Annotated in this window: 26 protein-coding genes; 7 read left to right on the top strand and 19 right to left on the bottom strand. The window is 59.7% G+C overall.

Annotated elements, in window-relative coordinates:
* From QMO82_RS26940 to rfbA, 8 genes are read right to left on the bottom strand one after another with little or no spacing between them, the layout of a single operon-like run.
* The gene (locus QMO82_RS26940; RefSeq protein WP_183605769.1) at window positions 1–846 is read right to left on the bottom strand and encodes an NAD(P)-dependent oxidoreductase; all 846 of its coding nucleotides are present in this window, start codon (window positions 844–846) and stop codon (window positions 1–3) included.
* Window positions 839–1,552 carry a nucleotidyltransferase family protein gene (locus QMO82_RS26935; RefSeq protein ID WP_168317425.1) on the bottom strand — a complete coding sequence of 238 codons (714 nt, stop codon included), beginning with the start codon at window positions 1,550–1,552 and terminating at the stop codon, window positions 839–841. Before QMO82_RS26935 ends, QMO82_RS26940 begins: the two co-directional genes overlap by 8 nt.
* A complete protein-coding gene (locus QMO82_RS26930; RefSeq protein ID WP_183605768.1) occupies window positions 1,545–2,525 on the bottom strand; it encodes an NAD-dependent 4,6-dehydratase LegB in 981 nt (326 codons plus the stop codon). Before QMO82_RS26930 ends, QMO82_RS26935 begins: the two co-directional genes overlap by 8 nt.
* A complete protein-coding gene (locus QMO82_RS26925; protein WP_183605767.1) occupies window positions 2,522–3,841 on the bottom strand; it encodes an ABC transporter ATP-binding protein in 1,320 nt (439 codons plus the stop codon). The genes QMO82_RS26930 and QMO82_RS26925 overlap by 4 nt, the downstream gene beginning before the upstream one ends.
* Window positions 3,841–4,719 (bottom strand): ABC transporter permease, encoded by an 879-nt coding sequence (locus tag QMO82_RS26920; protein ID WP_183605766.1) that lies wholly within the window; start codon window positions 4,717–4,719, stop codon window positions 3,841–3,843. The genes QMO82_RS26925 and QMO82_RS26920 overlap by 1 nt, the downstream gene beginning before the upstream one ends.
* Window positions 4,716–5,822, bottom strand: coding sequence for a DegT/DnrJ/EryC1/StrS aminotransferase family protein (locus tag QMO82_RS26915; protein ID WP_183605765.1), 1,107 nt, complete (start codon window positions 5,820–5,822; stop codon window positions 4,716–4,718). The genes QMO82_RS26920 and QMO82_RS26915 overlap by 4 nt, the downstream gene beginning before the upstream one ends.
* 1 nt (window position 5,823) lies before the next feature.
* Window positions 5,824–6,198 carry an FdtA/QdtA family cupin domain-containing protein gene (locus QMO82_RS26910; RefSeq protein ID WP_183605764.1) on the bottom strand — a complete coding sequence of 125 codons (375 nt, stop codon included), beginning with the start codon at window positions 6,196–6,198 and terminating at the stop codon, window positions 5,824–5,826.
* A gap of 24 nt (window positions 6,199–6,222) precedes the next feature.
* Complete coding sequence (rfbA, locus tag QMO82_RS26905) at window positions 6,223–7,134, bottom strand: glucose-1-phosphate thymidylyltransferase RfbA (RefSeq protein WP_097621036.1); 912 nt, start codon at window positions 7,132–7,134, stop codon at window positions 6,223–6,225.
* 257 nt (window positions 7,135–7,391) lie between these two features.
* Between rfbA and QMO82_RS26900 the strand changes: the two genes are divergently transcribed.
* A complete protein-coding gene (locus QMO82_RS26900; protein WP_183605763.1) occupies window positions 7,392–8,180 on the top strand; it encodes a glycosyltransferase family 2 protein in 789 nt (262 codons plus the stop codon).
* Window positions 8,181–8,648: 468 nt separating this feature from the next.
* Window positions 8,649–10,574, top strand: a complete 1,926-nt coding sequence (locus tag QMO82_RS26895; protein ID WP_183605762.1) for a bifunctional diguanylate cyclase/phosphodiesterase — start codon at window positions 8,649–8,651, stop codon at window positions 10,572–10,574.
* 30 nt (window positions 10,575–10,604) lie between these two features.
* On the opposite strand, the gene QMO82_RS26890 is transcribed toward QMO82_RS26895, so the two are convergent.
* The 3 genes from QMO82_RS26890 to QMO82_RS26880 are packed head-to-tail and all read right to left on the bottom strand — an operon-like array spanning window position 10,605 to window position 12,592.
* Entirely contained in the window at window positions 10,605–11,408 is an 804-nt protein-coding gene (locus QMO82_RS26890) for an anti-sigma factor (protein ID WP_183605761.1), read from the bottom strand.
* On the bottom strand, window positions 11,405–12,010 hold the full coding sequence (locus QMO82_RS26885; protein WP_183605760.1) for an RNA polymerase sigma factor: 606 nt from the start codon (window positions 12,008–12,010) through the stop codon (window positions 11,405–11,407). Before QMO82_RS26885 ends, QMO82_RS26890 begins: the two co-directional genes overlap by 4 nt.
* 45 nt (window positions 12,011–12,055) lie before the next feature.
* Window positions 12,056–12,592 (bottom strand): tetratricopeptide repeat protein, encoded by a 537-nt coding sequence (locus QMO82_RS26880; protein ID WP_183605759.1) that lies wholly within the window; start codon window positions 12,590–12,592, stop codon window positions 12,056–12,058.
* A 164-nt stretch (window positions 12,593–12,756) separates the two neighbouring features.
* Here QMO82_RS26880 and QMO82_RS26875 point away from each other — a divergent pair, with 164 nt between their 5' ends.
* The 3 genes from QMO82_RS26875 to QMO82_RS26865 all read left to right on the top strand — a co-directional run bounded on the left by QMO82_RS26875 (window position 12,757) and on the right by QMO82_RS26865 (window position 15,631).
* Complete coding sequence (locus QMO82_RS26875; protein ID WP_183605758.1) at window positions 12,757–13,809, top strand: type III polyketide synthase; 1,053 nt, start codon at window positions 12,757–12,759, stop codon at window positions 13,807–13,809.
* On the top strand, window positions 13,806–14,309 hold the full coding sequence (locus QMO82_RS26870) for an isoprenylcysteine carboxyl methyltransferase family protein (protein ID WP_183605757.1): 504 nt from the start codon (window positions 13,806–13,808) through the stop codon (window positions 14,307–14,309). Before QMO82_RS26875 ends, QMO82_RS26870 begins: the two co-directional genes overlap by 4 nt.
* A 74-nt stretch (window positions 14,310–14,383) precedes the next feature.
* Entirely contained in the window at window positions 14,384–15,631 is a 1,248-nt protein-coding gene (locus tag QMO82_RS26865) for an FAD-binding oxidoreductase (protein ID WP_183605756.1), read from the top strand.
* Here QMO82_RS26865 and QMO82_RS26860 read toward each other — a convergent pair.
* The 8 genes from QMO82_RS26860 to QMO82_RS26825 form a co-directional block, all read right to left on the bottom strand.
* Window positions 15,621–16,157 (bottom strand): gluconokinase, encoded by a 537-nt coding sequence (locus QMO82_RS26860; RefSeq protein ID WP_183605755.1) that lies wholly within the window; start codon window positions 16,155–16,157, stop codon window positions 15,621–15,623. The two genes, QMO82_RS26865 and QMO82_RS26860, sit on opposite strands and share 11 nt — an antisense overlap.
* Window positions 16,158–16,183: 26 nt before the next feature.
* Window positions 16,184–17,137, bottom strand: a complete 954-nt coding sequence (locus QMO82_RS26855; protein WP_183605754.1) for a peptide ABC transporter ATP-binding protein — start codon at window positions 17,135–17,137, stop codon at window positions 16,184–16,186.
* On the bottom strand, window positions 17,134–18,150 hold the full coding sequence (locus QMO82_RS26850) for an ABC transporter ATP-binding protein (protein ID WP_168314408.1): 1,017 nt from the start codon (window positions 18,148–18,150) through the stop codon (window positions 17,134–17,136). The genes QMO82_RS26855 and QMO82_RS26850 overlap by 4 nt, the downstream gene beginning before the upstream one ends.
* Window positions 18,150–19,040, bottom strand: coding sequence for an ABC transporter permease subunit (locus QMO82_RS26845; RefSeq protein ID WP_096764880.1), 891 nt, complete (start codon window positions 19,038–19,040; stop codon window positions 18,150–18,152). Before QMO82_RS26845 ends, QMO82_RS26850 begins: the two co-directional genes overlap by 1 nt.
* A 9-nt stretch (window positions 19,041–19,049) precedes the next feature.
* Window positions 19,050–20,054 (bottom strand): ABC transporter permease subunit, encoded by a 1,005-nt coding sequence (locus QMO82_RS26840; protein ID WP_096764879.1) that lies wholly within the window; start codon window positions 20,052–20,054, stop codon window positions 19,050–19,052.
* Between the two features lie 86 nt (window positions 20,055–20,140).
* The gene (locus QMO82_RS26835) at window positions 20,141–21,736 is read right to left on the bottom strand and encodes an ABC transporter substrate-binding protein (RefSeq protein ID WP_183605753.1); all 1,596 of its coding nucleotides are present in this window, start codon (window positions 21,734–21,736) and stop codon (window positions 20,141–20,143) included.
* A gap of 361 nt (window positions 21,737–22,097) precedes the next feature.
* Window positions 22,098–22,580: an iron-responsive transcriptional regulator RirA gene (rirA, locus tag QMO82_RS26830; RefSeq protein ID WP_183605752.1), complete on the bottom strand. Its 483-nt coding sequence runs from the start codon at window positions 22,578–22,580 to the stop codon at window positions 22,098–22,100.
* Between the two features lie 271 nt (window positions 22,581–22,851).
* On the bottom strand, window positions 22,852–24,348 hold the full coding sequence (locus QMO82_RS26825; RefSeq protein ID WP_183605751.1) for a CoA-acylating methylmalonate-semialdehyde dehydrogenase: 1,497 nt from the start codon (window positions 24,346–24,348) through the stop codon (window positions 22,852–22,854).
* A 193-nt stretch (window positions 24,349–24,541) separates the two neighbouring features.
* On the opposite strand from QMO82_RS26825, the gene QMO82_RS26820 reads away from it, so the two are divergent.
* The gene (locus QMO82_RS26820) at window positions 24,542–24,856 is read left to right on the top strand and encodes a putative quinol monooxygenase (RefSeq protein ID WP_183605750.1); all 315 of its coding nucleotides are present in this window, start codon (window positions 24,542–24,544) and stop codon (window positions 24,854–24,856) included.
* The gene (locus QMO82_RS26815; RefSeq protein ID WP_183605749.1) at window positions 24,853–25,734 is read left to right on the top strand and encodes a LysR family transcriptional regulator; all 882 of its coding nucleotides are present in this window, start codon (window positions 24,853–24,855) and stop codon (window positions 25,732–25,734) included. The genes QMO82_RS26820 and QMO82_RS26815 overlap by 4 nt, the downstream gene beginning before the upstream one ends.
* The last annotated feature ends 26 nt before the right edge of the window (window positions 25,735–25,760 follow it).

The raw sequence follows: 25,760 nt of genomic DNA, 5'->3' as shown, positions 1-25,760 counted from the left end.
TTACGACTCCTTCATCATCGCGCGCATCCCGGCCGGCAGATCCCATTCCGGCCGCCATCCGAGAACGGCGCGAGCCCGCGTGATATCGGCCCTCACGTCAGGTATTTCATTCCGCCGAACTGTGCAAGATGACACTACAGGTAGATCAGTGCCGGCAGCTTCTTGCAAGATGTCGATTATTTCCTGCACCGAATACGACATTCCGGAGCCGATATTGATGCAATGGTAGCCTTCCACGACGTCCATGGCCTTGGCAAAGGCGCTCAGGACATCGTCAACGAAGATATAGTCACGCCGGGGACTGAGATCCAGGACCTGTATTTCCTGCTTCGTCCGTATCCGGTTCAGAAGCGTCGGTATCAGAAATTCGGGGCGCTGCCCTGAGCCGTATATATTGAAGAGGCGCAATACCACCACCGGTACCTGCTCGTGCGTGGCGGCGAACTCACAAAGCTGTTCGGCAAGATGTTTGGAAAGAGCGTAGGGGTTGTTCGGCCTGACCGGATCGCTTTCATGGATCGGCAGCCGCTTGGGCACCCCGTAAACATAGGCGCTTGCGAACACGAGTTTGGCCTTGTGTCGCTTGCACCAGTTCAAAGCATGTTGCGTTCCGAGGACGTTGGCGGCCGTGAAGCTCGGGCCTTGTGTCCAGCTATCCGGAACGAATGTCCTGCCGGCAAGGTGAAACAGCGTGCGCGCGGCGGGAAGCCCCTGCCAAAGCTGCTCTTCGCTTATATCTCCATGTGTTCGGTCAAGCGCAAGCACGTCAAAACCGGCCTCCTTGAGCCGTCTGACAAGACGGCTCCCGAGAAAACCGCCAGCACCGGTAACGATGGCATCAACCATTCAAGAACCTGGACTGCATGGATTCAAACTGCTCGATCGCCAAGGCATAATCGTCAGGCCGTCCGATATCGAGCCAATAGCCTGCAAAATCTCGAACCGTGGCCGGCTTGCCGGCCGCAAGAAGATCAAGCATCAACTGATCGAAGCCATAGGCGCCACCTTGTGGTATGTGCTCCACGGCCCTCGAAGACACCATGTAGACGCCCATGCTGACTTTGTATTCGGCCGTCGGTTTCTCTCGAAAACCGGTCAGCAGCCCGGCCTCGCTGGTGTCTAGAACGCCATAGTCTATGCGATGCTGACGCGTCTTGGACGAGATCGTGAATATATTCCCGTCGCGGACATGAGCATCATGAAAATCGGCATAGTTCAGATCCGTCAGGATGTCGCCGTTCATCACCAGGAAATTCTCCGGCAGATCCTTTATCAGCCGCAACGGCCCCATGGTGCCAAGAGGCTCGTCCTCGAGCGAATAGTCGATGCGTACGCCCCATTTGTCGCCATCCTGGAAAAAAGCCTTGATCAGCTCGGCCTGGTGGTTGACGGCAAGTGTTATATGCTGAAATCCGCCTGATATCAGCTGACGAATGATCACCTCAAGAATTGGATAGTCGCCGATCGGCATCAGAGGCTTTGGAAGCACGACAGTATAGGGCCGCAACCGCGTACCCATTCCGCCCGCCAGAATGACTGCGCGCCTAGACATTGAAGATATCCGCCTTGTATCTCGCCAGATTCTGCGGCTGACGCAGCCAGTCGATCGTTGCCTTCAGACCATCTTCCAAGCTGTAACGCGGCGAAAATCCTGTCAGAGACTTGATCAGGCTGTTGTCGCAGCACAAACGTTCCACTTCGCTATTTGCAGGACGCAAACGCTGTTCGTCGCATTCGATCTCTATGTCGACACCGATGATGTCGGCGATGAGCTGAACGGTATCGCCGATCGATATCTCGCCGCCGGAGCCGATATTGACGGTCTGGCCGACGGCTTGGTCGCAGGCCGCGAGCGCCAGAAAGCCGTCGCACGTATCCTGCACGAAATTGAAATCCCGCGTGGGAGAGAGCGCACCAAGCTTCAGGGTCCTTCGGCCGCTCAGAAGCTGCGAGATCACGGTCGGAATAACCGCCCTTGCCGATTGTCTCGGCCCGAACGTGTTGAATGGCCGGGCAACCGTCACCGGCAGATCAAAGCTCGAATGATAGCTGTAGGCGATCGCATCGGCGCCGATTTTGGAAGCCGAATAGGGCGATTGTGCCTGCAGGGGATGGCTTTCGCTGATGGGCACAAAACGCGCCGTGCCGTAGACTTCGCTCGTCGAGGTCTGGATCACCCTTCCGACACCGGCGTCGAGAGCACCTTGAAGAACGTTCAGCGTCCCGTGCACATTGGTATCGATATAGCTTGATGGGGCCTGATAGGAGTAGGGAATGGCGATCAGAGCGGCGAGATGGAAAACCGTATCCACGCCTTTAGCGACGGCGCGCATTTGCGAGGGATCGCGGACGTCTCCGAGGATCACCTCGAACTGGCCGCGATGTTCGGATTGGTCCAGCCAACCCCAGCTGGAAAACGAATTGTACTGGCAGAGCGCGCGAACTTCGACGCCCGATCTAACCAGTGTCTCGACAAGATGAGAGCCGATGAACCCGTCTGCCCCGGTGACAAGCGCTTTCTTCATTTCAAAACACCCTCAGCATCGCGCAGGAAGACCTTCTCAACCTCCCAAGGCAACTGTATCGCCGAAATCGACGGCTTCCGTTGCTGACCCAGCATCTGGATGATTCCCACATTGTCCTCCACGTCGAAGCGGATACCCTCGGCGACGGAATATATCGAGAATCGGCTCGATATCCCCAGCCGCACGTAGAACGTGCCCGTGTTGAGAAGACATCCGGGAAATTTGACGCGGGCTCGATAATAGCCGGCTGGTCGGGCGTCGAGGCGCCCGACGTCGAGTTCGGGATCGGAAAGGCTGACGAGCGTGGTGTAGCCGTCCTCCATCTTGATCTGCATCCCGACCGAGAGGCCGGAAAGCGGCTCCCTCAATTCGTATTCGACCTCGACGGAGAAGCCCTTCGACAGTTCCACCGTTCCCGAAACCTCGTCCTTCTCGTTCAATACCGCGACACGGCATATCACTGCCTTTCCGTCGACGTCCTCGGGATTGACCGAGTAGACAGCCGCGCCCCCGAATTCCGGGCGGTCGAGGTAGGCTTTTATCACATCTGCGGTATCGCCCATCGCAGCGACTTTGCCGTCGGCCATCAGAATCGATTTCGGGCAGATGCTGCTGATCGCAGTCATATTATGGCTGACAAAGATAATCGTTCGACCAGCCTTCGTGACTTCCTGCATGCGCCCCATGCATTTGTTCTGGAAGTTGACGTCGCCGACGGCCAATACCTCATCGACCAGGAGAATTTCCGGCTCGAGATGCGCCGCGACGGAGAAGGCCAGACGCACATACATGCCCGACGAATAGCGCTTCACCGGCGTATCGATAAATTCGCCGATCTCCGCAAACTCGACGATTTCATCGAATTTCGATCTGACCTCTGAACGACTCATGCCGAGGATGGCGCCATTGAGATAGACGTTCTCCCGACCGGTGAGTTCAGGGTGAAATCCGGTGCCGACCTCAAGCAGGCTCGCAATTCTGCCTCGTATCCCTATGAAGCCCGAATTGGGCATGGTGATCCGCGACATCACCTTCAGCAGCGTGGATTTTCCCGCCCCGTTCCTGCCGATAATTCCGACGATCTCGCCGTGCCCGACCTCGAAAGAGACATCGTCCAGAGCATGGAAGATGTCTCCCTTCAGCCGTGATGGCTTGCCGCGGTAGGACGTAAAGTCGGATACGGAAACGTTCGGATCCGGAAGGTTGCGCCACCTCGCCCACCAGCTCTGAAGGTCGCGATAGAGGGTGCCGTGATTTATCACGCCAAGACGATATAGCTTGCTGACGTGCTCCGCTCGAATAACGATATCGTTCATCAGACGGTATCCATCGCGTTGGCTTCGGCTCGCGAAAAAAGTGCCAGCCCGCATAAGGTGATCGCGACAGTCACCGCCAGATTGGCGAGATAAAGACCGACAGGCAAGGCGGGAGCGTCGAACAACGCCCAGCGGAAGGTTTCAACCGGCGTCGTCATTGGATTGATGTAATAGAACCAATGATATCGTTCCGGGATCTGGCTGAATGGATATACGATCGGCGTGCCATACATCCATAGTTGCGACATGAACCCGACGGCGTAGACGAGATCCCGGAAACGGACCGTCAGAGCGGTAACGACAAGCCCAGCCCCAATGCCGAGCACCGCAATGTAGAGCAGCACCAGCGGCGTCAGAAACAGGAACCAATAGCTCAGGGCCAGGTCGGGATTGGCAATTTTCATCCCGATGGAAACCGTCAGCAAGAGCAGGAACTGGATCGCAAAGGCGACCAGGCCGCTCATCGCAACGGATAACGGCACCACAAGTCTGGGAAAGTAGACCTTTCCGAACAGATTGGCATTCTTCGAGAAGACGTCAGAGTTGTTGGTCAAACAGACAGAAAAGTAGCTCCAGATGATCGTGCCCGACATGTAAAACAGGAAGGGCGGAAGGCCATCCGTGGAAAGATTGGCGATTTTCCCGAAGACGACATAATAGGTCATGGCCGTCAGCGACGGCTGGATGATGTACCAGACAGGCCCGAGAATGGTCTGTTTGTAGAATGTCGTGAAATCCCGCTTGAAGAACATCCAGACGAGATCGCGATATTGCCAAACCAGGCCGAGATTCGGCGTATTGCCCTTCGAAGGCTTGATGACGATATCCCAATCGTCATCCTTACGCGCCGAGGCCGATCCTTTCAGGTGCTCTGTCATGCCGCTAACTTCAGCTTTTCCGGGAGCGCCGCAAGAAGGCTGCAGACCCGCTCGATCTCATCCTTGCTATGCCCAGCCGAAATCGGCAGGCTCAGCTCGGTGGCGTGCAGCTCATCGGCAATGGGATAATCGCCGGAAAGAATGCCTTGCATCGCCTTCTGCCTATGCGGCGCGATGGGATAATGTATCTCGGTCTTGACCCCATTTTCGAGCAGCCACTGACGCAAATCGTCACGGGCCGGGTGACGGATCCCGAAGATATGAAACACGTCATACTCGGCAGGTCGACGAAGCGGCTGCGCAAGCCATTTGGGCAGATTGGCAAAATAGATATCGGCCAGTGCCCGCTTATGTTCCGTCACCTGATCGAGGTGACGCAGTTTGACCCGCAGGAATGCCGCCTGGATCTCATCAAGCCTGGAATTCAAACCGATATAAACGTTCTCATATTTCTTCTTCGAGCCGTAATTGCGCATGTGTCTGAGACGATCGGCAAACTCGTCATCGTCCGTGACAATCGCGCCCGCATCTCCCAGAGCCCCAAGATTCTTGGTCGGATAGAAGCTGAAGCAGCCGGCGATCCCGAAGGTGCCGGTCAGCTTGCCATCATAACGCGCACCATGGGACTGCGCGCAATCCTCGATCACCTGCAGACCATGCGCGCTCGCAAACGCGGCGATCTCTGTCATCCGGCAGGCTTTGCCGAAAAGATGCGTCACACAAATTGCCTGCGTATTGCGTGTGAGCGCTGCAGCAAGGCGCTCCGGATCTATGTTGAAGGTTTCGCGTTCAGGTTCCACCAGAACGGGCGTGTGGCCTGCGCGAAGAATTGCCAGGATCGTGGCTATATAGGTATTGGAGGCCACCATAATCTCACTGCCTTTCGGCAGGTCGAGCGCTTCGATCGACAGGATTAGCGCATCCAGGCCGTTGGCGACGCTGATGCAATGTTTGCTTTGCGCAAATTCGGCAAATTCGGCTTCGAATGAGGAGACCTCATTCCCAAGCACATACCACCCGGAACGAATGACACGGGAAGCGACCGCCTCCAACTCTTCCATCAGCGCGCGATTGGCCTGTGCAAGACTTTCATACTCAATCATCTCAGAGCCGCTCATAGGGGGTGTGAATATAGTCGCCCTTATCATATCCGTGAGAGGCGAAAACGAGCAGGATCGAACCCGGGCCAAAGGTCATGTCATGCCAGTCCTTCGGTTCCACCAGCAGGCACTGGTCCGGTGACGACAGAGTAATCTCTTCCCGGGTCTCACCGTCATCCATCGACACCACCACGGCGCCCGAAAGCGCCACCAATGCCTGTCGAGTTTTGTGATGACGATGGCCGCCGCGCTTATGTCCGTCGGCATCATAGATCCAGAAGCTCCGGACGACCGGAAATGGCAGTATTCCGTCCATGACGGTCAGCGCGCCCCGTGCGTCGGACATCGTCTTTAACGTAAGCAAGGTAAAAGCAGACAAGATTGGCTTTCCAGTTTTGCCGATTCAGCCGGTTGGGAAATGCGGAGCCGGCTCCCTCACCAAGCTGATGAGATATCGACCGTAAGAACTCTTTTCAAGTGGAGCTGCCAGCCTTAGCAATTGCTCGGCATCTATGTATCCCAAATGAAAGGCGATTTCTTCGGGGCAAGCGATCTTCAGCCCCTGGCGCCGCTCGATGGTGGCAATGAACTGGCTGGCTTCCAGGAGAGAATCGTGCGTGCCCGTATCGAGCCAGGCATGCCCTCTCCCCAGGACGGCAACATTCAGCCTGCCGGCCGATAAATAGTGCCGATTGATATCGGTGATTTCGGTTTCACCGCGCGGCGAAGGTTTCAGACCGGCAGCAATGTCAATCACGTCATTATCGTAGAAATACAGACCAGTCACAGCGTAAGAAGAACGGGGCTTGGTTGGCTTTTCCTCCAGGCTGAGGACTTTGCCCTCACTGTCAAACTCCACCACCCCATACCGTTCGGGATCGTGGACCTTATAGGCGAAGATCGTCGCTTCGTCCGATCTTTCGGACGCCGCGGATAGATCATGTGTCAAAAGGTTGCCGTAAAAGATATTGTCTCCGAGCACGAGCGCGGTTGACTCTCGCCCGATGAATTCCCTGCCTATCGAGAACGCCTGGGGAATTCCTTCTGGTGCAGCCTGCACGGCATATTGAAAGTTCAATCCCCATTGGGCGCCGTCACCGAGCAGTTGTTCAAAACGCGGCGTGTCCTGCGGCGTTGAGATGATCAAGATATCCTGGATTCCCGCAAGCATCAGCGTCGACAGGGGATAATAGATCATCGGCTTGTCAAAAACCGGAAGAAGCTGCTTCGAAATGGCGAGGGTTGCCGGATGGAGCCGAGTGCCTGAGCCCCCGGCGAGCAAGATGCCCTTGCGCAGCTTTTTCTTCGAAGACAAGAGACCTCCTGCAACCTGGTAAATCCGCGCACATTCACGCGCCTGTCGTAATGACGATCGCTGTTTGACACTGCTCACTACAGATAGATCGATCTGCATGCAATGCACTTGGCGAGAGGAGAAGTAGCCCGACGGCTCATCGATCCGGCATTGATCGACAATAATCTGCCGTACCGCATTGCGACGCCGCCTTTCCGTCTGCTACGGGTTGGCCAGATTTCGCCCCTGAGAATGTAAGCAAGACACCCGTCAAAAAAATGGCTGCAGACACTGCCGATCCACGTACTCCCCGGATAAGCCTCATCACTGTTTGCTGGAACGCCGAGCGGACCATTGCCGATACGTTGCGGTCCATCGACACGCAAACCTATCGCAATTTCGAGCACATCATTATCGATGGCGGCTCGAGCGATTCGACGCTCGCCATCATCGCTTCGGCGCCGGCGGAGAACCGCCGCATGCTTTCGGGACGGGACGGAGGTATCTATGAGGCGATGAACAAGGGGATTGGCCTTGCGAGCGGCGACATCATCGGGTTCTTGAATGCGGACGACACTTTCGAGAGCAGCGACTCCCTCGAAACCGTGGCGGCCGCGCTGGACGATGAAGCCTATGACGGCTGCTATGGCGATCTCATTTATGTTTCCAACCAGCGTCCCGATCGCAAAGTCCGTTATTGGAAATCCTGTGCGTTTAAACCCGGTTCCTTTGGACGCGGCTGGTGTCCGCCGCATCCAACATTCTATGTTCGGCGCAACATCTATGAACGGTTTGGGACGTTCGATCTGCGTTATCGACTTGCAGCCGACGTCGAGCTTATGATGCGATTTCTGGAAGTAGCGCGCATCAGAACCGTGTATATCCCCCGCGTGTTGGTCAGGATGCGCCTGGGGGGCGCCACGAACAAAAACGTCCAAAACATATCGCGTCAGAACAAGGAAGTGCTTCGTGCGCTTGCCGACCATGGCTTGAGGGTCTCGGCCCCGGTGTTCTGGGTATCGAAGCTTGTGAACCGCCTCGGCCAGTTCTTGACACGAAATCGGTAGCGGACGTCCGCGTTCGATTTCATGCGTAAAGGCGTGCGTCCCGTTCGACCGGTAGACGCCAGGCGAATTGAATATCCATTTTGCGAATAATCCTGCCGCGCTTCCGGCTCGCGGTGCAGAAGCGTTAACGCATTGTGCGGTTAATTCGGTGGTGGAAAACCAAACGTCCGACTGGCTGCCTGCGCCTGTGACTTAAGTGCCCGTGACTTAAGTCGACGACACGGCTGATCGGTTGGCGAGAGGCCCGAATGCGATCGAATGAGTCGATTGTATCTTTCAAACAATGATCCCAAAGCCGATAGAACCGTCGGAGCTGGCCGGACGACAAGCCGGGCTCTGCGACTTTTTATTCAGCTTCATCAGAATTTTGCAAGCGACCATGGTTTACAAGAAAGTCGTGCAGAGCGCGGATCTATGAAAATACAGTCGACCCCGTCGGCGAGCAAGCTCGCGAAGGTTCGGGCGTTCATGTCCATCCCCCTGGACAAGCCGGAATTGCTCAAAGCGCAATACAGGGCCTTTTCCTATCAGCTGCCGCTCATGTATGTCATTCTCCTGACCAATACATGGGTGCTGGCCGCGACCCATTTGTCGGTCGCGCCCACCTGGTTGGCGGTGTACATCCCGATCGTTCTGACATTGGTTTGCGCGGTTCGCGTCATCTCCTGGTCGCATTCCATGCGGGTGACTCCGACCCATGAGGTCGCCGCGCGAGCCCTGGCGCGCACCAATCGCCTCGCCAGCATCATCGCCGTCGCCTTCACTGGCTGGGCGCTGCTGTTGTTTCCTTATGGGGACGCTTATGCGAAGAGCCATGTGGCCTTCTACATGGCGATTACCGTTATCGGCGTCATTTTCTGCCTGATGCATTTGCGTCCGGCAGCCTTTACCGTCGCTGCCGTCGTCAACGGCGCGTTCTTCATCTTTTTCGCCCTTTCGGGCAATGCCGTCTTCATCGCCATAGCCATCAATACCGGGCTTGTCTCCGGCACCATGCTGGTCATCCTTCTCATTCAATACCGGGTTTTCACCCGGCTGATCGAGGCGAAGATACAGACGGAGGCGCTGAGCAATGAAAACTTTCGGCTCGCCAATCTCGACAGCCTCACCGACCTTCCCAATCGGCGTGCATTTTTCTCCCATCTCGGGCAAAGCTTTGCCGAAGCCGAGACCAATGGGCAAAGTCTTGCCGTCGGTATCATCGATCTCGACGGCTTCAAGCCGGTCAACGACCTCTATGGTCACGGCATCGGTGACAAATTGCTCTACGAAGTCGGGCAGCGTCTTGCCGGACTATGCCCTGCGAACATGCATCTGGCGCGACTCGGCGGTGATGAATTCGCGCTGATCGTTTCCGGGTCAACGAGTGAAACCGAGCTGCTGGCCTTTGGTGAAAGCCTGTGCATTGCGCTGCGGGTGCCGTTCGTCTTTGCGGAAGCCGCCGTTCAGATTTCATGCTCCATCGGCTTTGCGGCCTATCCGGAGAAGGCCAGGAGCGCGACAGATCTTTTCGAGCATGCCGATTACGCGCTCTATCACGGCAAGCGGACCAAGCGCGGCAAGGCGGTGCTGTTCTCCTCGGATCACGATGCAGAAATCCGTCGCGATGCGAAGATCGAGCAAGTCCTGCAGATGGCCAACCTGCAGGAGGAGCTGAGTGTGGTGTTTCAGCCGATCGTCGATGTCCGATTGGATGAGACCGTGGGATTCGAGGCGCTGGCGCGCTGGACGAGCCCGGTTCTCGGAAACGTCCCCCCGGCTGAGTTCATTCCCGTCGCCGAAAGGGCGGGCTTCATCAATCGTGTGACGCGGCCGCTTCTCGAAAAAGCCCTCACTGTGGCGGCCAATTGGCCAACGGGCGTTCGGCTTTCCTTCAATTTGTCGGCGCAGGACCTGACCTCGCCGGAGGGTTTGCTGCATCTCATCAGCATTATCCACGCCAGCCGTTTCGATCCCAAACGTCTCGAACTCGAGATTACCGAGACGGCCTTCGCCGCCGATTTCGGTCAAATTCAAAGCGCGATCACCGCCTTGAAGGCACTCGGCTGCGGCATATCGCTTGACGATTTCGGCATCGGCTATTCGAGCCTCTCACGGCTTCACGCCCTGCCGTTGACCAAGATCAAGATCGACCGCAGTTTCGTGACCGACCTGCATCAGAAGCCGGCCAGCTACAAGATCGTCAAATCGCTGCTGGCGCTCGGTCGCGACATGGGCCTCGACTGCGTCATCGAGGGCGTCGAAACGCGGGAAGAACTGGCCGCCCTCAGAGAACTCGGCGGCTTCCTGATCCAGGGATATTTCTATTCACGGCCGATGCGCGAAGACGACATCCCGGCGTTTTTGAATTTGCGGCCCAACGTGTCACGCCGACATCATGCTCACCTTCATTGAGCTTGCAACAGCCTGAGTGCTGCGCCTGGCTTACGCCGCGACCCTGTCCCGCATTCCATCGGCAATCGCCGTCATCCTGTCCGCCGCCGCATGGCCGATCAGCATGAAGGCGTGGGTGGCGTTCGACCAGTAGACGACGTTCATGCCCTTGCGTCTTTCGAGGTCGGGCGCCTTGGAGCCTGCATCCGACCTGACGATGCAGAGCGCCATCGGGCCGGTTTCGGGGTCGAGGTAAGCGATCTGGGCAAGCGGTTTGCCATCATATTGCAAGAGCAGCGCGCGTTTGAAATCGATGCCGGGAAGCGAGACGGCTTCGGGGGAAAGCGACAGGCCGAGTTTTTCGTCGAAGGCGCCGAGCTGAGCGACCTGGGCTTCCCTGGCGGGTGAAGGGCCGGCCAGCGTTTCCGGGGTATAGAGCGAGATATAGTCGGCGACCACGGCGCGCCATTCGCTGTTTTCATCCTTGGCCGAAAAGCGTGCTCCCATGCCGATGACGGCGCGGTCGATCGCGATGCCGGCAATGAGCGAGGCGGCGAGCGCGCCGAGGAAGCGGCGGCGCGTGGCGAAGGCGAGCGCGGAGTCGGATCTGGCGCTCTCATGCACGGGGATGGCGGCGAGCATCGTCTCCAGCTTCTCGCGCGGCGCCTGCGACAGTAGCGGGGCGAAGGCTTGCTCGAACGGCAGGCTGGCGCGCGCCAGGAATTCCAGCCGCTCGGCGACGGCCTTATCCTCGTTCACCATGGTTTGAATGCGCGCGGCCTCTTCGGCCGTCAGTTCACCGTCGATAAAGGCGGTGAGGTCCTCGTCGGAGGGAATGGTGTGCTTGGTGTTCATTGCCGTCCCCCTTCCGATCCGGCGCCGACGAGCCTGGCGCGAGCAGCCGCCAGCCGGCTCATCACGGTTCCGATCGGGATATCCAGTATGCCTGCAACCTCGCGATAGGAAAGTCCTTCCACATAGGCGAGGAAAACCACCGTCCGCTGCGCCTCGGGCAGCGCATTCACCTGTTTCAGCACTTGGTTCGCCATCACATGGGTTTCGGTGTCGTGGGCGCCGTCGAAGGTCAGCGCCTCCCCGGCATCGACGAAACCCTGGCCCTGCCGCACGCGGCGCGAGCGGATTTCGTTCAGCCAGATCGAATGCAGGATCGAAAACAGCCAGCGGTCGAGCCGGGTGCCGGCGACGAACTGATCGGCGCGCTCCAGCGCGCGAAGGCAGGTCGCCTGCACCAGATCGTCGGCGACATCGCGCTGATGCGAGAGAACGAGACCATAACGCCAGAGCCTGGCCAGATTTTCCGTCAGGCCGCTCCTGATATCCGCTGCGCTCGCGATGGCCGCCTCCGACGATCCAACATCCTTCGGAACCGCCCGATGAACCGGCGATTCCATTCTTGCGCGACTATAGGCAGGAAAGTGGGTGCACGCGACCGACATTCTGACATCCCTTTCGTGCTTTCGCTTCCCGCCGGTGGCGACCGATCAGATCTTCGACGGGTCGAGGATTGCGGCGTTCAGGTCCTGATATTCCTCGCAAGCCGTGCCGCAGATCGCCTTGATCGACTTCAACTGATCCTTGGCAAGATCGAGCCGGCCCTTGATGACATAGGCTTCGCCGAGATATTCGCGGACCTTGGCATATTGCGGGTCCATCTTCACCGACTTGAGGTAATAGGAAATGCCTTCGTCGGTGCGGCCGAGCTTGCGGGTGACATAACCGCGATAGTTCAGCACCTCAGCCGTGTTCTGATGCTTGACCGTGTCGAGCATGGCCAGCGCCTCCTCATAACGGCCGGCCTTGGCCAGCGAATAGGCGTAGTCGGCACGGTTCTCATCGGAGACGTTGGCGCCCTGCTGCTTGACGCATTTCTTGGTCTTCTGGTCGTAGATCTCGCCCTTCTTGCAGGTGGGTGTCGTGCTGCTGTCATCGCCGATCGCAAAGACCGGGCCGGAGAGAACTGAAGCGGCAAGGCAGCCGCCGAGAAGGATGGAAGCGATACGGACTGTCATGATCGTCATGGGAGACTCCTCAAAGGTGACGTTGCGAGGAGAGAACACCGCTGCATCTGGCTTTATTCGCCGGCGTTTCCATTTTCTCCATCACTGCTTCGTGAAGCAGACGAGGTCGAATAAATCATCGGCACCGGTGTTTTCGTTTCGCCGGGAACGACAAGGAGAATTCTGTGACCGATACCGTGAAACTCGTCAGCCTCGCCGTCGCCGCACCCGAACATATCATTTTCCAGAAACAGGCGGTCGAAGCCTCGGCCCGGCTGTTTGCCGACCGTTTCGAGGATTTCCGCCATCTTGCCCGCGTCTTCGACAGTGCCGGCATTGAAAAGCGCCATGCAGCGCGGCCGCTTGCCTGGTTCGACGAGCCGCATGGCTGGCAAGATCGAATGCAGGCCTATGCCGAGGTGGCGGGCGCGCTTTTCGTCGAGGCCGCTAGCTCAGCCCTTCGTCAGGCAGGGCTTAATGCCGGGGATGTCGACTGTGTCGTGACGGTCTCGTCCACCGGCTTTACGACGCCGAGCCTCGATGCACAGATGGCTAGCCGGATGGGTTTCAGGGCCGATATCGAGCGCGTGCCGGTGTTCGGGCTCGGCTGTGCCGCAGGCGTCTCGGGCTTTGCGATCGCTTCGCGGATGGCGCAAGGCCGGCCAGGCACTGTTGTGCTTTTCGTCTCGATCGAGCTTTGCACGCTGGCCTTCCGGCTGGACGAGCTGACACGGCCGAACATCATCGCGACAGCGCTTTTCGGCGACGGCGCTGCCGCCTGCGTGCTGCGATCCGGCGAAGGGGGGCTCGCGGAAGTGGAATCAACCGGCGAGCATCTCTTTCCCGACACGCTCGACATCATGGGCTGGAAGATCGACGACGGCGGCTTCGGCATCGTGCTGGCGCAATCGCTGCCGCCCTTTGCCGAACGCGAGCTCGGGCCTGCGGTGACGGCCATTTTAGCGCGCAACGGGCTGAGACGCGAGGATATCGACCGCTTCATCTGCCATCCCGGCGGCACCAAGGTGCTGGCCGCGATGGAGAGCGCACTGTCGCTGGCGCCGGGCTCGCTCGATCACGAGCGCGCGGTGCTTGCCGAATATGGCAATATGTCGTCGCCGACCATCTTGTTCGTGCTGGCGCGGGCAATCCGCGCAGGATTGCCGGAGCGCGCCGCGATGATCGCCATGGGGCCGGGCTTTTCGGCGAGCTGCGTGACGCTCAGGAGGGTCGCATGATGTGGCCGTCGATCGCGCTTCTGGCCTTCGTGACACTGCAGCGGCTGGCGGAACTCGTGCTCGCCCGGCGCAACACGGCGGCGCTTCTTGCCAAGGGCGCCAGAGAGGTGGCACCTGAGCATTATCCCGTCATGGTGGCGCTGCATGCAGGCTGGATTGTCGGCCTTTGGCTCACTGCACCGGGCAGGCCAGTCGCGCTCCTCTGGTTTCTCGTATTCATGGGACTGCAGGCGCTGCGGCTCTGGGTGCTGGCGACGCTGAAAGGCCGCTGGACGACGCGTATCATCGTCCTGCCCGGCGCGCCGCTCGTCAGATCCGGGCCTTATCGCTTCCTCCGCCATCCGAACTATGCAATCGTCGTCGGCGAGATCGCCGCCCTTCCCCTCGCCTTCGGCCTACCGCTTTACGCGATCGTCTTTTCCCTTCTCAACGCGCTTATCCTCCATGTCCGCGTGAAGGCTGAAAATGCCGCACTGAAAAGCGCAATGATTTTGAAATGAATGCGATTTTTCGTTTGCGCGGCGGTATCGGCACGGGCATTTTGACCCCGATAACCAAAGCGGAACGCAGGGGAATGACGAAGAACGCAATCGTGCTCGGCGCCGGCATCGTCGGGGTTTCCACCGCCATACACCTGCAGCGGCGCGGCCGGCAGGTGACGCTGATCGACCGCAAGGATCCGGGCAACGAAACCTCCTTCGGCAATGCCGGGCTGATCCAGCGCGAAGGTGTGGCGCCTTACGGCTTTCCGCAGCAGCTCGGGCTTTTGCTGCGTTATGCGCTGAATAACCGCATCGACGCGCATTATCACCTCAGTACGCTGCCGAGCCAGATCGCCTTTCTCGCCCGCTACTGGTGGAACTCCAATGCACGGCGCCACGCGATCATCACCCGCGCCTATGCGCCGCTGATCGAAAATTCGATTGCCGAACACAAGGACCTGATCGAGGCGTCGCAGGCTGAAGCGCTGATCCGCAAGGATGGCTGGGTGAAGCTTTTCCGCACGCCGGCCAAGCGCGATGCGGCTCTGACGGAGGCAGCACTTTGGCAAAGCGAATTCGGGGTAGAATACGACAGCCTGGCTCCGGCCGATATCGCCCGCATGGAACCTGATCTTACCGGCGATTTCGCAGGCGGCATCCGCTGGCGCGACCCGTGGTCGGTGCTCGACCCGCATGCGCTGACATGGGCCTATCGCCGCTATTTCGAAAGCCTCGGCGGCCGCTTCGTCACCGGTGATGCCGCCTCGCTCGGTCCGTTCGGCTCCGGCTGGAAGATCATGACTGGGGAAGGTCCGCTCGAAGCCGAGGATACAGTCATCGCGCTCGGCCCCTGGGCGGCCGTTGCCACGCGCCGGCTCGGCTATTCCTTCCCGCTCGGCGTCAAGCGCGGCTATCACATGCATTATGCCGCCGAGGGCAATGCGGTGCTCAACAACTGGATGCTCGATGCCGAACGCGGCTATCTCCTTGCGCCGATGAACCGCGGTATCCGTCTGACGACAGGGGCGGAGTTTGCAACGCTCGACGCGCCGAAGACGCCGGTCCAGCTCGACCGGGCCGAGGCCGTGGCGCGCACCATCTTCCCGCTCGGCAGGCGGCTCGATCCCGAGCCCTGGATGGGCGCACGCCCCTGCACGCCAGACATGATGCCTGTTATCGGCAAGGCGCCGCGCCATCAGGGCCTGTGGTTTGCCTTCGGCCATGCCCATCACGGGCTGACGCTCGGGCCGGTAACCGGCCGCGCGCTTGCCGAACTCATCACCGGCGAGACGCCGTTCATCGATATTGCGGCCTATTCGCCGCAGCGTTTCAAGCCATGATGCCGAGAGAAGCGAGACCTTTGAGAGCGATCGCAGCGATGCCGTCCACCATGTCGTCGATATCGACGGTGACGACGCCCGGCTCGCCTGTGGGCACCTCAAGCGTCGCCAGTTGGCTTTCGAGCAGCGACACCGGCATGAAATGTCCCTTGCGCTCGCCCATGCGTTTCGTCAGCAGCGCTCTTGAGCCCTCGAGATAGACGAAGAACAGATTGCCGCCGACAGCCGCCCGCAGCCGGTCGCGATAGAGGCGTTTCAGCGCTGAGCAGGAGACGATGATGCCCTCGCCCTTTTCCAGCGAGGCCTTCATCTCTTCGCCGATGCGGTCGAGCCAGGGCATCCGATCCTCATCGATCAGCGGAATGCCCTTCGACATCTTCTCGACATTGGCGGCCGGATGCAGCGCATCACCTTCGACGAAGGCCAAGTGCAGGGCCTCGGCGAGCCTTTCGCCGACGGAGGATTTGCCGCAGCCGCTGACGCCCATGACGATGATCGCATGGGGTTTGTTCATCCGCTCCTGCATGTTTCCTCCCAATCCATGTCTCCCGCTCAATCGAGCGGGAAGTGACAGGCATATTGTTGTGCACCTTCTCCCCTTAATTCGGGGGAAACCTGGCGACAATGGTCCTGCGCCTTCCAGCAGCGCGGATTGAAGTGGCAGCCGGACGGCGGCTTCAATGGCGACGGCAATTCGCCCTGCAGGCGGATGCGGTTCTTCTCGCGCTCGGGATCGGCGATCGGCGTGGCCGATAGCAGAGCTGCCGTATAGGGGTGGCGCGGCCGGGCGAAGACCTCGGCAGCAGGGCCGGTTTCGATCGGCCGGCCGAGATACATCACCATCACCTCGTCGGCGATGTGATGAACGACGGAGAGGCCGTGCGAGATGAACAGATAGGCTAACCCCATCTCCTTCTGCAGGTCCATCAAGAGGTTCAGCACCTGCGCCTGGATCGAGAGATCGAGGGCCGAAACCGGTTCGTCCAGCACCAGCACCTTCGGCCGCAGCATCAAAGCGCGGGCAATGGCGATGCGCTGGCGCTGGCCGCCGGAGAACATATGGGGATAGCGGCCGTGATGCTCCGGACGCAGGCCGACGCGGGCCATCATCTCCTCCACCTTGCGGCGGCGGGCGGCCGCATCGAGATCGGTATTGATCTTCAGCGGCTCATCGAGGATCGCGCCGACCTTCTGGCGCGGGTTGAGCGAGCCGTAAGGATTCTGGAAGACGATCTGCACCTGGCTGCGCAGGCTGCGGTCGCCGACGCGGGCGGGCTTGCCGTCGATCAGCAATTCGCCGGCCGTCGGGTCCTCGATCATCGTGACCAGGCGGGCGAGCGTCGACTTGCCGCAGCCGGATTCGCCGACGACGGCAAGTGTCTTGCCGGAATGGAGACTGAAGCTGACGCCGTTCAGCGCCTTGACGGTGGCATCGGCTTTGAAGAGACCGCGGTTGACGGTGTAGAAGCGGGCGAGATCCCTGCCCTCGAGAACAGCGCCGGTCATACCAGGTCTCCTGCGGTTTCATTGGCCATGACCCCGGGATGCCCGAGCGGCTTGCCATCCTTCAAAGGATAGTTGCACAGTGCCAGCCCGAGCTCCGGCCCCTGGCGGACGACGCCGCGATCGCATTCGACCGTGGCGTAGCCGCAGCGCGGCGCGAAAAGACAGCCTGTCGGACGGCCATGCTGGCCCGGAACCACACCGGCGATCGAGGGAAGGCGCTGGCCGACTTTGGCGCGCTCCGGCAAAGCGGCGAGCAGGGCTGCCGTATAAGGATGGTGCGGATCGCGGAACAGCGCCCTTACCGGCTGTTCCTCGACCTTCTGGCCGGCATATTGCACCTGCACGCGCTCGGCTGTTTCGGCGACGACACCCATGTCGTGGGTGATCAGCACCAGCGCCATGCCGTGCTCCTTCTGCAGGCGCACGAGCAGATCGAGGATCTGTGCCTGGATGGTCACGTCGAGCGCGGTGGTCGGCTCGTCGGCGATCAGAAGCTTCGGATTGCAGGCGAGCGCCATGGCGATCATGACGCGCTGGCTCATGCCGCCGGACATCTGATGCGGGAAGTTCGACAGGCGGTCTTCCGGCGCCGGAATGCCGACGAGGTTCAGAAGCTCGATCGAACGTTCGCGACGCTCCTTCCGGTTGAGGCCCATATGGAAGCGCAGTGTCTCACCGAGCTGGAAGCCGACCGTGAAGCACGGATTGAGGCTCGACATCGGCTCCTGGAAGATCATCGCCATGTCCTTGCCGACGATCCTGCGGCGCTGGCGGGCGGAGATGCCGCGCAGATCCTGGCCATCGAACTGCAGGCGATCGGCGGTGATTTTTGCCGTCCAGGGCAGAAGCCCCATCAGGGCCAGCATGGCGACGGATTTGCCCGAGCCGGATTCACCGACGACCGACAGGATCTCGCCCTTGTCGCAGGTGAGCGACACGCCGTCGACGGCGCGGAACAGACCGGATGACGTCTGGAATTCAACGGTCAGATTTTCGATTTCGAGAAGTGGCATCACGACCTCTTCAGCTTGGGGTCGAGCGCATCGCGCAGGCCGTCACCCATCAGGTTGATGGCGAGAACGGTGATGAGGATGGCAAGACCCGGGAATGTTACGACCCACCAGGCGCGCGAGATGAACTCACGGGATTCGGCCAGCATCGTGCCCCATTCGGGTGTCGGCGGCTGGGCGCCCATGCCGAGGAAGCCGAGGGCGGCCGCATCGAGGATCGCCGCCGAAAAGGCGAGCGTCGCCTGGACGATCAGCGGCCCAAGACAGTTCGGCAGGATCGTCTTGAACATCAGGCGCAGCGTGCCGGCACCGGCGACACGCGAAGCGATCACATATTCCTTCTCGCGCTCCGATATGACCGAAGCACGCGTCAGCCGCACGAAATGCGGCTGGTTGACCAGCGAAATCGCGATCATCGCATTGGTAAGGCCGGGGCCGAGCACCGCCACCAGCACAAGTGCAAGCAGCAGCGACGGGAAAGCCAGGATGATATCCATCAGGCGCATGATCGCCGTATCGACCTTGCCGCGGAAATATCCGGCGACGAGGCCGATTAGCACGCCTGAGATGACCGAAAGCGTGACGACGACGACGCCGATGAACAGCGAGAAACGCGCACCATAGATCAGCCGCGAGAGGATATCGCGGCCGACGGCATCCGTTCCGAGCGGGAAGGAGGCGCTGCCGCCCTCCATCCAGGCCGGCACGGCCAGCAGCACCGCACGGTTCTGCTCGTTCGGTTCATGCGGCGCAAAGAGCGGCGCGAAGACTGCGACGACCAGGATGACGATGAAGATCACGAGGCCGATGACGGCGCCCTTGTTGCGGGAGAAATAATGCCAGAATTCCGCAAGAGCGGATGGCTGGCCGGTTTTGACGGTGACCGTGCTCATGGACCGCTCCTAGTGACGAATGCGCGGATTGATGAAGCCGTAGAGAACATCAACAATCAGATTGACCATCATGATGACGCCGGCGATCAGGAGAAGACCGCCCTGGACCACGGCGTAATCGCGCTTGAAAACCGAATCGACCATCCATTTGCCGATACCCGGCCAGGAGAAGATCGTCTCCGTGAGGATGGCGCCGGCAAGAAGGACGCCGATCTGCAGACCGATCGTGGTGATGACGGGGATCATCGCATTGCGCAGTGCATGCACGCCGACGACACGCAACGGCTTCAGGCCCTTCGAGCGCGCCGTGCGGACATAATCCTCTCCCAGAACCTCGAGCATTGCCGAACGTGTCTGGCGTGCGATCACGGCAAGCGGGATGGTCGCCAGCACGATGGTCGGCAGAATGAGGTAGCTGACGGCCGAGGCGAAAGCCCCCTTCTGGCCGGATAACAGGCTGTCGACCAGCATGAAGCCGGTGACCGGCTTGAAGAAATACATCAGCGAGATGCGGCCGGAAACCGGCGTCCAGCCGAGATAGCCGGAGAAGAAAATGATGAGCAGCAGCCCCCACCAGAAAATCGGCATGGAATAACCGATGAGCGCCACGCCCATCACGCTCTGATCGAACCACGTGCCTCGCTTGACGGCCGCAAAGACGCCGGCGGGCACGCCAAGACAGACGGCGAGGATGATGGCACAGAACGAAAGCTCCAGCGTTGCCGGAAACAACGTGAGGAATTCGCCGAGAACCGGCCGCTTGGTGACGATCGAGGTGCCGAGATCGCCGTGCAGCACTTTTCCGAGATAATCGAAATACTGCACATACATGGGCCGGTCGAAACCGAGATCGTGCATGATCTGGGCGTGCCGTTCCGGCGCCATGACACGTTCACCCGACAGAAGCATGACGGGATCGCCGGGAAGCATGCGGATGAACGAGAAGGCAATGAGGGAAACGCCGAGGAATGTCGGGATCAGCACCGCAAAGCGGCCGATGAAAAAACGCAACATGGCAGATGTCCAATAGTTTCCGGCGGTCAGGAGACCCTGACCGCCGGCTGCGCCCAGCTCTGCCGGGCATTCTTACATTATTCTTGTTATTCGGATACGTCGACGCCGTCGAAACGGTGAATGCCGAGCGGATCCATGAAGAAGCCCGAGACCTTCTTGCTCATCGGCACGAAGACGAGCGAGTGGTCAAGCGTCGCCCAGGGAGCTTCCTTCTTGAAGATCAGCTGGGCCTGCTCGTAGGCCTTGGTGCGCTCGCCGACATCGGCGGTCAGCTTGGCCTTGGTCATCAGGTCGTCGTATTCCTTGTTGCACCACTGGGCGCGGTTATTGCCGCCGACGGCATCGCAGCCGAGCAGCGTATCCATGAAATTATCCGGGTCGCCGTTGTCGCCGGTCCAGCCGAGGATGACGGCGCCGTCGCGCTTCACGTCGGAGGAAAGCTTCAGATATTCGGCCCATTCATGGGTGACGATCTCGACCTTGACGCCGGCCTTGGCGAAATCGGCCTGGATCAGTTCGGCGGCGCGGCGCGCGTTCAGCATGTAGGGGCGCGACACCGGCATCGCCCAGACCTTCATGCTGAGATCCTTGACGCCGGCATCGGCGAGCGCCTTCTTGGCGGCATCCGGATCGTACTTGTCGTCCTGAACGGCGTCGTTATACGACCACATCGTCGGCGGGATCGGGTTCTTGGCAACGGCCGCCGCACCCTGGAAGACGGCGTCGATGATCGCCTGCTTGTTGATCGCCATGTTCAGCGCGCGGCGAACGTCCGGCTTGTCGAACGGGGCCATCTGGGTGTTGTAGGCGAGGAAGCCGACATTGAGGCCGGCCTGTTCCATTACCGTCAGATTTTCATCCTTCTTCAGTTCCGGCACGTCGGCTGCATTCGGATAGGGGATCAGGTGGCATTCGCCGGCCTTCAGCTTCTGGGCGCGGACGGCGGCGTCAGAGGTGATGGCGAACACCAGATCGTCGATCTTTTCCTTGCCCTTGAAATAGGTTTCGTTGGCCTTGTAGCGGATGACGGCATCCGGCTGGTAGGCGACGAAGGTGAAGGGGCCGGTGCCGAGCGGCTGTTGGTTCAGCTGCGCCATCTTGCCGTCGGCGGCAAGCTTGTCGGCATATTCCTTGGAGACGATCGAAGCGAAGTCCATGGCGAGGTCGGCGAGGAACGGCGCTTCGGGATGGTTGAGCGTGAACTTGACGGTGAGGTCATCGACCTTCTCGACCGACTTGATCAGCTCCGGGAAGCCCATGCCGGCGGCGTATTCGTAAGAACCGCCCTCGACATATTTGTTCCACGGGTTGTCGGATTTCAGCTGGCGCTCGAAGGAGAACACGACGTCGTCGGCGTTGAAATCGCGCGTCGGCGTGAAGAAGTCGGTGGTCTGATACTTGACCCCCGGATGAAGCTTGAAGGTGTATTCCGTGCCGTCGGCCGAAACGCTCCAGCTGTCGGCGAGGCCGGGCTCGATCTCGGTGCCGCCATGCTTGAATTCGACGAGGCGGCTATAGACCGTGCGCGATGAGGCGTCGAAGGTCGTGCCTGCCGTGTAGAGGCTCGGGTCGAAGCCTTCCGGCGAGCCCTCGGAGCAATAAACAAGGGTCTTGGACCAGGCCGACGTCGCCATGACCGAAATCAAGGCCGTCGCTGCCAGCATGACAGAGATCTTTTTCATAATATTGTTTCCCGGTTGTTCTTTTTTGATGTTTGGAGACCTGAGATAGACATCCCGATCGACGGTCGATGGAACGACATTTATCTACTGAAAGCAACGGTCTACGGAAAAAATTTTTCCAGTTGGACAATTTTAGAAATTTTCAGTCAAAAAACGGCCTCATTTGGACATTTTCGGATAAAAATGACCGGGATTTCGTCGTATTTTGGATAATTGCGCCTCCTAAGCGTGTGGCGATCGATCAGGCCCGCCCGCCACGCTTGCAGTGTTTCTTCTTGTCGAGCCCGCGCCACGCGGCAAAACAAAAACCGCGATTGCCGGGGCAATCGCGGTTTCATGAACTCTGTCCTGCTCGCTGGATTCAGGCGGCCGGCGCAACGATCGCGGGTTTGCGATAGGGCTGCTCGCCGGTGATTCCGAGAAGGAAATTGATCTGCGGACGCGCCTTGACGAGATCGTCGATGGAATATTCCGACAGCACGGCGAAGAAGGCGTTGAGCGCCTTGCGCAGCGCCGAATTCAAGCCGCAGCTGTCGACCAGCGGGCATTCGACCATGCCGTCATCCTCGAAGCATTCGGCCATGGCGAAACTGTCTTCCGTCACCCGCACCACATCGAAAAGGCTGATGCTGGCCGCCGGCTTGCCCAAGCGCACACCGCCGTTGCGGCCGCGCACGGTCTCGACCAGACCCGCCTTGTTGAGCGGCTGGAGGATCTTGAAAAGAAAGAGTTCGGAAACGCCGTAGGCCCTGGCGATTTCCGGAATCCGGCTCAGGTGCCCGTCATTGGCAGCACAATACATCAACATGCGAACCGCATAGTTGGTCTGCTTCGTCAACCGCATGCCATTCTCCTGACTCGTGCCTGTTCAAACCTATATAGGCGGTTTGCTAGTTTTGAACAATTCCAAAATATGAAATTCGCATTCAGCTTATGAGGCCATTTGCCGCGACGTCAATTCGGCACGAGATCTTGTGGTTGCAATCCATCATGACCTGCCTGCGCTCTGGCGGGCCGGGATAGTGAAAGCATGCAGTGCGGCGCGCTTGGTTTCCAAGATCAAACAAAACGGGGGCCGAAAGGCCCCCGAATTGCAGATTGGAATGTCGTGAAGATCACTTCATCGTCGGCATGACGAATTCGGCGCCGCTCTTGATGCCCGAGGGCCAGCGGGCGGTGACGGTCTTGGTCTTCGTCCAGAACTTGATCGAATCCGTGCCGTGCTGGTTGAGGTCGCCGAAGCTCGACGCCTTCCAGCCGCCGAAGGAGTGGTAGGCGAGCGGAACCGGGATCGGAACGTTGATACCGATCATGCCGATATTGATGCGCGAGGCGAAATCGCGGGCGGCATCGCCGTCGCGGGTGTAGATGGCGACGCCGTTGCCGTATTCGTGCTTCATCGGCAGCGATAGCGCTTCCTCATAGTTGTTGGCGCGAACGACGGAGAGGACGGGTCCGAAGATCTCGGTCTTGTAGATGTCCATCTCGGGCGTGACGTGGTCGAACAGGCAGCCGCCGACGAAATAGCCGTCTTCATAGCCCTGGAGCTTGAAATCGCGGCCGTCGACGACGAGCTTGGCGCCTTCCTCGATGCCGCGGTCGATCAGGCCGCGGACGCGGTTATAGGCATCCTTGGTGACGAGCGGGCCCATATCGGCCTTGTCGTCGGTGTAGGGACCGATGCGCAGCGATTCGATCTTCGGCGTCAGCTTCTCGACGAGGCGGTTGGCGGTCTCTTCGCCGACCGGAACGGCAACCGAGATCGCCATGCAGCGCTCGCCGGCCGAACCGTAGCCCGCGCCCATCAGCGCGTTGACGGCCTGGTCCATATCGGCATCCGGCATGATGATCATGTGGTTTTTGGCGCCGCCGAAGCACTGGGCGCGCTTGCCGTTCATCGCCGCCGTGCCATAGACGTAGCGGGCGATCGGCGTCGAGCCGACGAAGGAAACGGCGCCGATATCGGGATCGGTGAGGATCGCGTCGACCGCGCCCTTGTCGCCGTTGACGACGTTGAGGATGCCGGCCGGCAGGCCGGCCTCGATCATCAACTCGCCGAGACGGATCGGCAGGGAGGGATCACGCTCGGAGGGCTTCAGGATGAAGGCGTTGCCGCAGGCGATCGCCGGCGCAAACATCCACATCGGGATCATGCCGGGGAAGTTGAAAGGCGTGATGCCGGCGCCGATGCCGACCGGCTGGCGGATCGAATACATGTCGATCGCCGGGCCTGCACCCTCGGTGAATTCGCCCTTGGCGAGATGCGGGATACCGCAAACGAATTCGCAGACTTCGAGGCCGCGGATGACGTCGCCCTTGGCATCCTCGATCGTCTTGCCGTGTTCCTTGGAAATCAATTCGGCAAGTTCGTCCATGTGCTTGTTCAGGAGTTCGACGAACTTGAAGAAGACGCGGGCGCGGCGCTGCGGATTGGTGGCAGCCCATTTCGGCTGCGCGGCCTTGGCGTTTTCGACTGCGGCGCGCAGTTCCTCGACGCTTGCCAGCGCGACCGTCGCCTGCACTTCGCCGGTTGCCGGGTTATAAACGTTGCTCACGCGGCCGCTGGTGCCGGCAACATGCTTGCCGCCGATGAAATGACCGATCTCACGCATGGGATGCTCCTCCTGTTTTTGGGATGGCCTACAATCGCACTTCAATTTGCACAAATCAATGCGCTGATATAAGGAACTGTTGTGCGCAAATTATAGCCCTATCATTGCATCAAGCGCTGCTGCTACCAAATTTGGCACGGCACGCCGACAAGTCAAACGCCGACAAGTCAAACCCTGGGGGGAGGTCAAACCGATGAGCCGGAAACCCGTCGTCAGAATGGCGGAGCTGGAAATCGATCCGGACACGCTGGAAATCTATCGCGCATTGCTGACCGAAGAAATCGAGGCATCCCTGGCGCTGGAAGACGGTGTCCTTTCGCTCTGCGCCGTTTCCATCAGGGAGCACCCAAACCGCATCCGTATCCTTGAGGTCTACGCCGACCAGGAGGCATATGAGGCCCATCTGCGGACACCGCATTTCCTCAAATACAAGAACCAGACGGCGGACATGGTGACATCGCTGACGCTTATCGAGGTCGATCCGATCGCCATGCGTGCCAAGCCATGAACTGGGACGATGTTCGTATATTCCTTGCCGTCGCCCGCACCGGGCAGATTCTTGCCGCCTCGAAGCGGCTGGGGCTCAATCACGCCACGCTCTCGCGCCGGCTGACATCGCTGGAAGAGGCGCTGAAGACGCGGCTTTTCATCCGCCGCACAAATGGTTGCGAGCTGACGGCCGAAGGTGAAGTGTTCCTGGCATCCGCGGAGCGGATGGAAACCGAAATGCTCGCAGTGCAAGCGAGCCTCGGCCACACCGATACGGCAATTGCCGGGACGGTCCGCGTCGGCGCGCCTGATGGGTTCGGCGTTTCCTTCCTGGCGCCGCGCATGGGCAGGCTGATCGAGCGTCATCCGGAGCTGAAGATCCAGCTCGTCCCTGTGCCGCGCTCTTTCTCGCTGTCGCAGCGCGAGGCCGATATCGCCATCACGCTGGAGCGGCCCGAACAGGGCCGCCTCGTCTCCTCCAAGCTCACCGACTATACGCTCGGTCTCTACGCCTCGTGCGATTACCTTGCCTCGCAAGGCACACCCGGCGATATCGAGGCGCTGAAGGCGCATCCGCGCATCGGCTATGTCGAAGACCTGATCTTCACCGCCTCGCTGAATTTCTCCGGCGAGGTGATGCGCAGTTGGGATGCGAGCTTCGAGATCTCGACGGCGATCGGACAGACGGAGGCGGTCCGGTCAGGTGCCGGCATCGGCATCCTGCACGATTATATCGCCCGGCAGTATCCGGAACTCGAGCGCATCCTGCCTGATGTTTCAATCCGGCGCGCCTACTGGACGACCTATCACGAAACGGCGCGCGACCTTCTGCGCGTCAGGAGCGTTGCCGATTTCCTGCAGGAACTCGTCAGCGCCGAACGGCAGATTTTTCTTTAGAGCATTTCCGTTTTTCTTCGAATCAC

This window comes from Rhizobium sp. BT04 (assembly GCF_030053135.1).
GTDB lineage: Bacteria > Pseudomonadota > Alphaproteobacteria > Rhizobiales > Rhizobiaceae > Rhizobium > Rhizobium binxianense.
Note: the sequence above shows the minus strand (reverse complement) of the source record. Positions and strands in the feature narration are given on the sequence as shown.

Bases quoted from the DNA above. Each gene is read 5' to 3' on its own strand.
- QMO82_RS26845 (WP_096764880.1), bottom strand. From the start codon at position 19,040: ATGAGCACGGTCACCGTCAAAACCGGCCAGCCATCCGCTCTTGCGGAA.
- QMO82_RS26870 (WP_183605757.1), top strand. From the start codon at position 13,806: ATGATGTGGCCGTCGATCGCGCTTCTGGCCTTCGTGACACTGCAGCGG.
- QMO82_RS26900 (WP_183605763.1), top strand. From the start codon at position 7,392: ATGGCTGCAGACACTGCCGATCCACGTACTCCCCGGATAAGCCTCATC.
- QMO82_RS26935 (WP_168317425.1), bottom strand. From the start codon at position 1,552: ATGTCTAGGCGCGCAGTCATTCTGGCGGGCGGAATGGGTACGCGGTTG.
- QMO82_RS26880 (WP_183605759.1), bottom strand. From the start codon at position 12,592: ATGACGATCATGACAGTCCGTATCGCTTCCATCCTTCTCGGCGGCTGC.
- QMO82_RS26920 (WP_183605766.1), bottom strand. From the start codon at position 4,719: ATGACAGAGCACCTGAAAGGATCGGCCTCGGCGCGTAAGGATGACGAT.
- QMO82_RS26860 (WP_183605755.1), bottom strand. From the start codon at position 16,157: ATGCAGGAGCGGATGAACAAACCCCATGCGATCATCGTCATGGGCGTC.
- rirA (WP_183605752.1), bottom strand. From the start codon at position 22,580: ATGCGGTTGACGAAGCAGACCAACTATGCGGTTCGCATGTTGATGTAT.
- QMO82_RS26835 (WP_183605753.1), bottom strand. From the start codon at position 21,736: ATGAAAAAGATCTCTGTCATGCTGGCAGCGACGGCCTTGATTTCGGTC.
- QMO82_RS26840 (WP_096764879.1), bottom strand. From the start codon at position 20,054: ATGTTGCGTTTTTTCATCGGCCGCTTTGCGGTGCTGATCCCGACATTC.
- QMO82_RS26865 (WP_183605756.1), top strand. From the start codon at position 14,384: ATGACGAAGAACGCAATCGTGCTCGGCGCCGGCATCGTCGGGGTTTCC.
- QMO82_RS26820 (WP_183605750.1), top strand. From the start codon at position 24,542: ATGAGCCGGAAACCCGTCGTCAGAATGGCGGAGCTGGAAATCGATCCG.
- QMO82_RS26930 (WP_183605768.1), bottom strand. From the start codon at position 2,525: ATGAAGAAAGCGCTTGTCACCGGGGCAGACGGGTTCATCGGCTCTCAT.
- QMO82_RS26940 (WP_183605769.1), bottom strand. From the start codon at position 846: ATGGTTGATGCCATCGTTACCGGTGCTGGCGGTTTTCTCGGGAGCCGT.
- QMO82_RS26925 (WP_183605767.1), bottom strand. From the start codon at position 3,841: ATGAACGATATCGTTATTCGAGCGGAGCACGTCAGCAAGCTATATCGT.
- QMO82_RS26885 (WP_183605760.1), bottom strand. From the start codon at position 12,010: ATGTCGGTCGCGTGCACCCACTTTCCTGCCTATAGTCGCGCAAGAATG.
- QMO82_RS26915 (WP_183605765.1), bottom strand. From the start codon at position 5,822: ATGATTGAGTATGAAAGTCTTGCACAGGCCAATCGCGCGCTGATGGAA.
- QMO82_RS26825 (WP_183605751.1), bottom strand. From the start codon at position 24,348: ATGCGTGAGATCGGTCATTTCATCGGCGGCAAGCATGTTGCCGGCACC.
- QMO82_RS26855 (WP_183605754.1), bottom strand. From the start codon at position 17,137: ATGACCGGCGCTGTTCTCGAGGGCAGGGATCTCGCCCGCTTCTACACC.
- QMO82_RS26890 (WP_183605761.1), bottom strand. From the start codon at position 11,408: ATGAACACCAAGCACACCATTCCCTCCGACGAGGACCTCACCGCCTTT.
- QMO82_RS26815 (WP_183605749.1), top strand. From the start codon at position 24,853: ATGAACTGGGACGATGTTCGTATATTCCTTGCCGTCGCCCGCACCGGG.
- QMO82_RS26895 (WP_183605762.1), top strand. From the start codon at position 8,649: ATGTCCATCCCCCTGGACAAGCCGGAATTGCTCAAAGCGCAATACAGG.
- QMO82_RS26850 (WP_168314408.1), bottom strand. From the start codon at position 18,150: ATGCCACTTCTCGAAATCGAAAATCTGACCGTTGAATTCCAGACGTCA.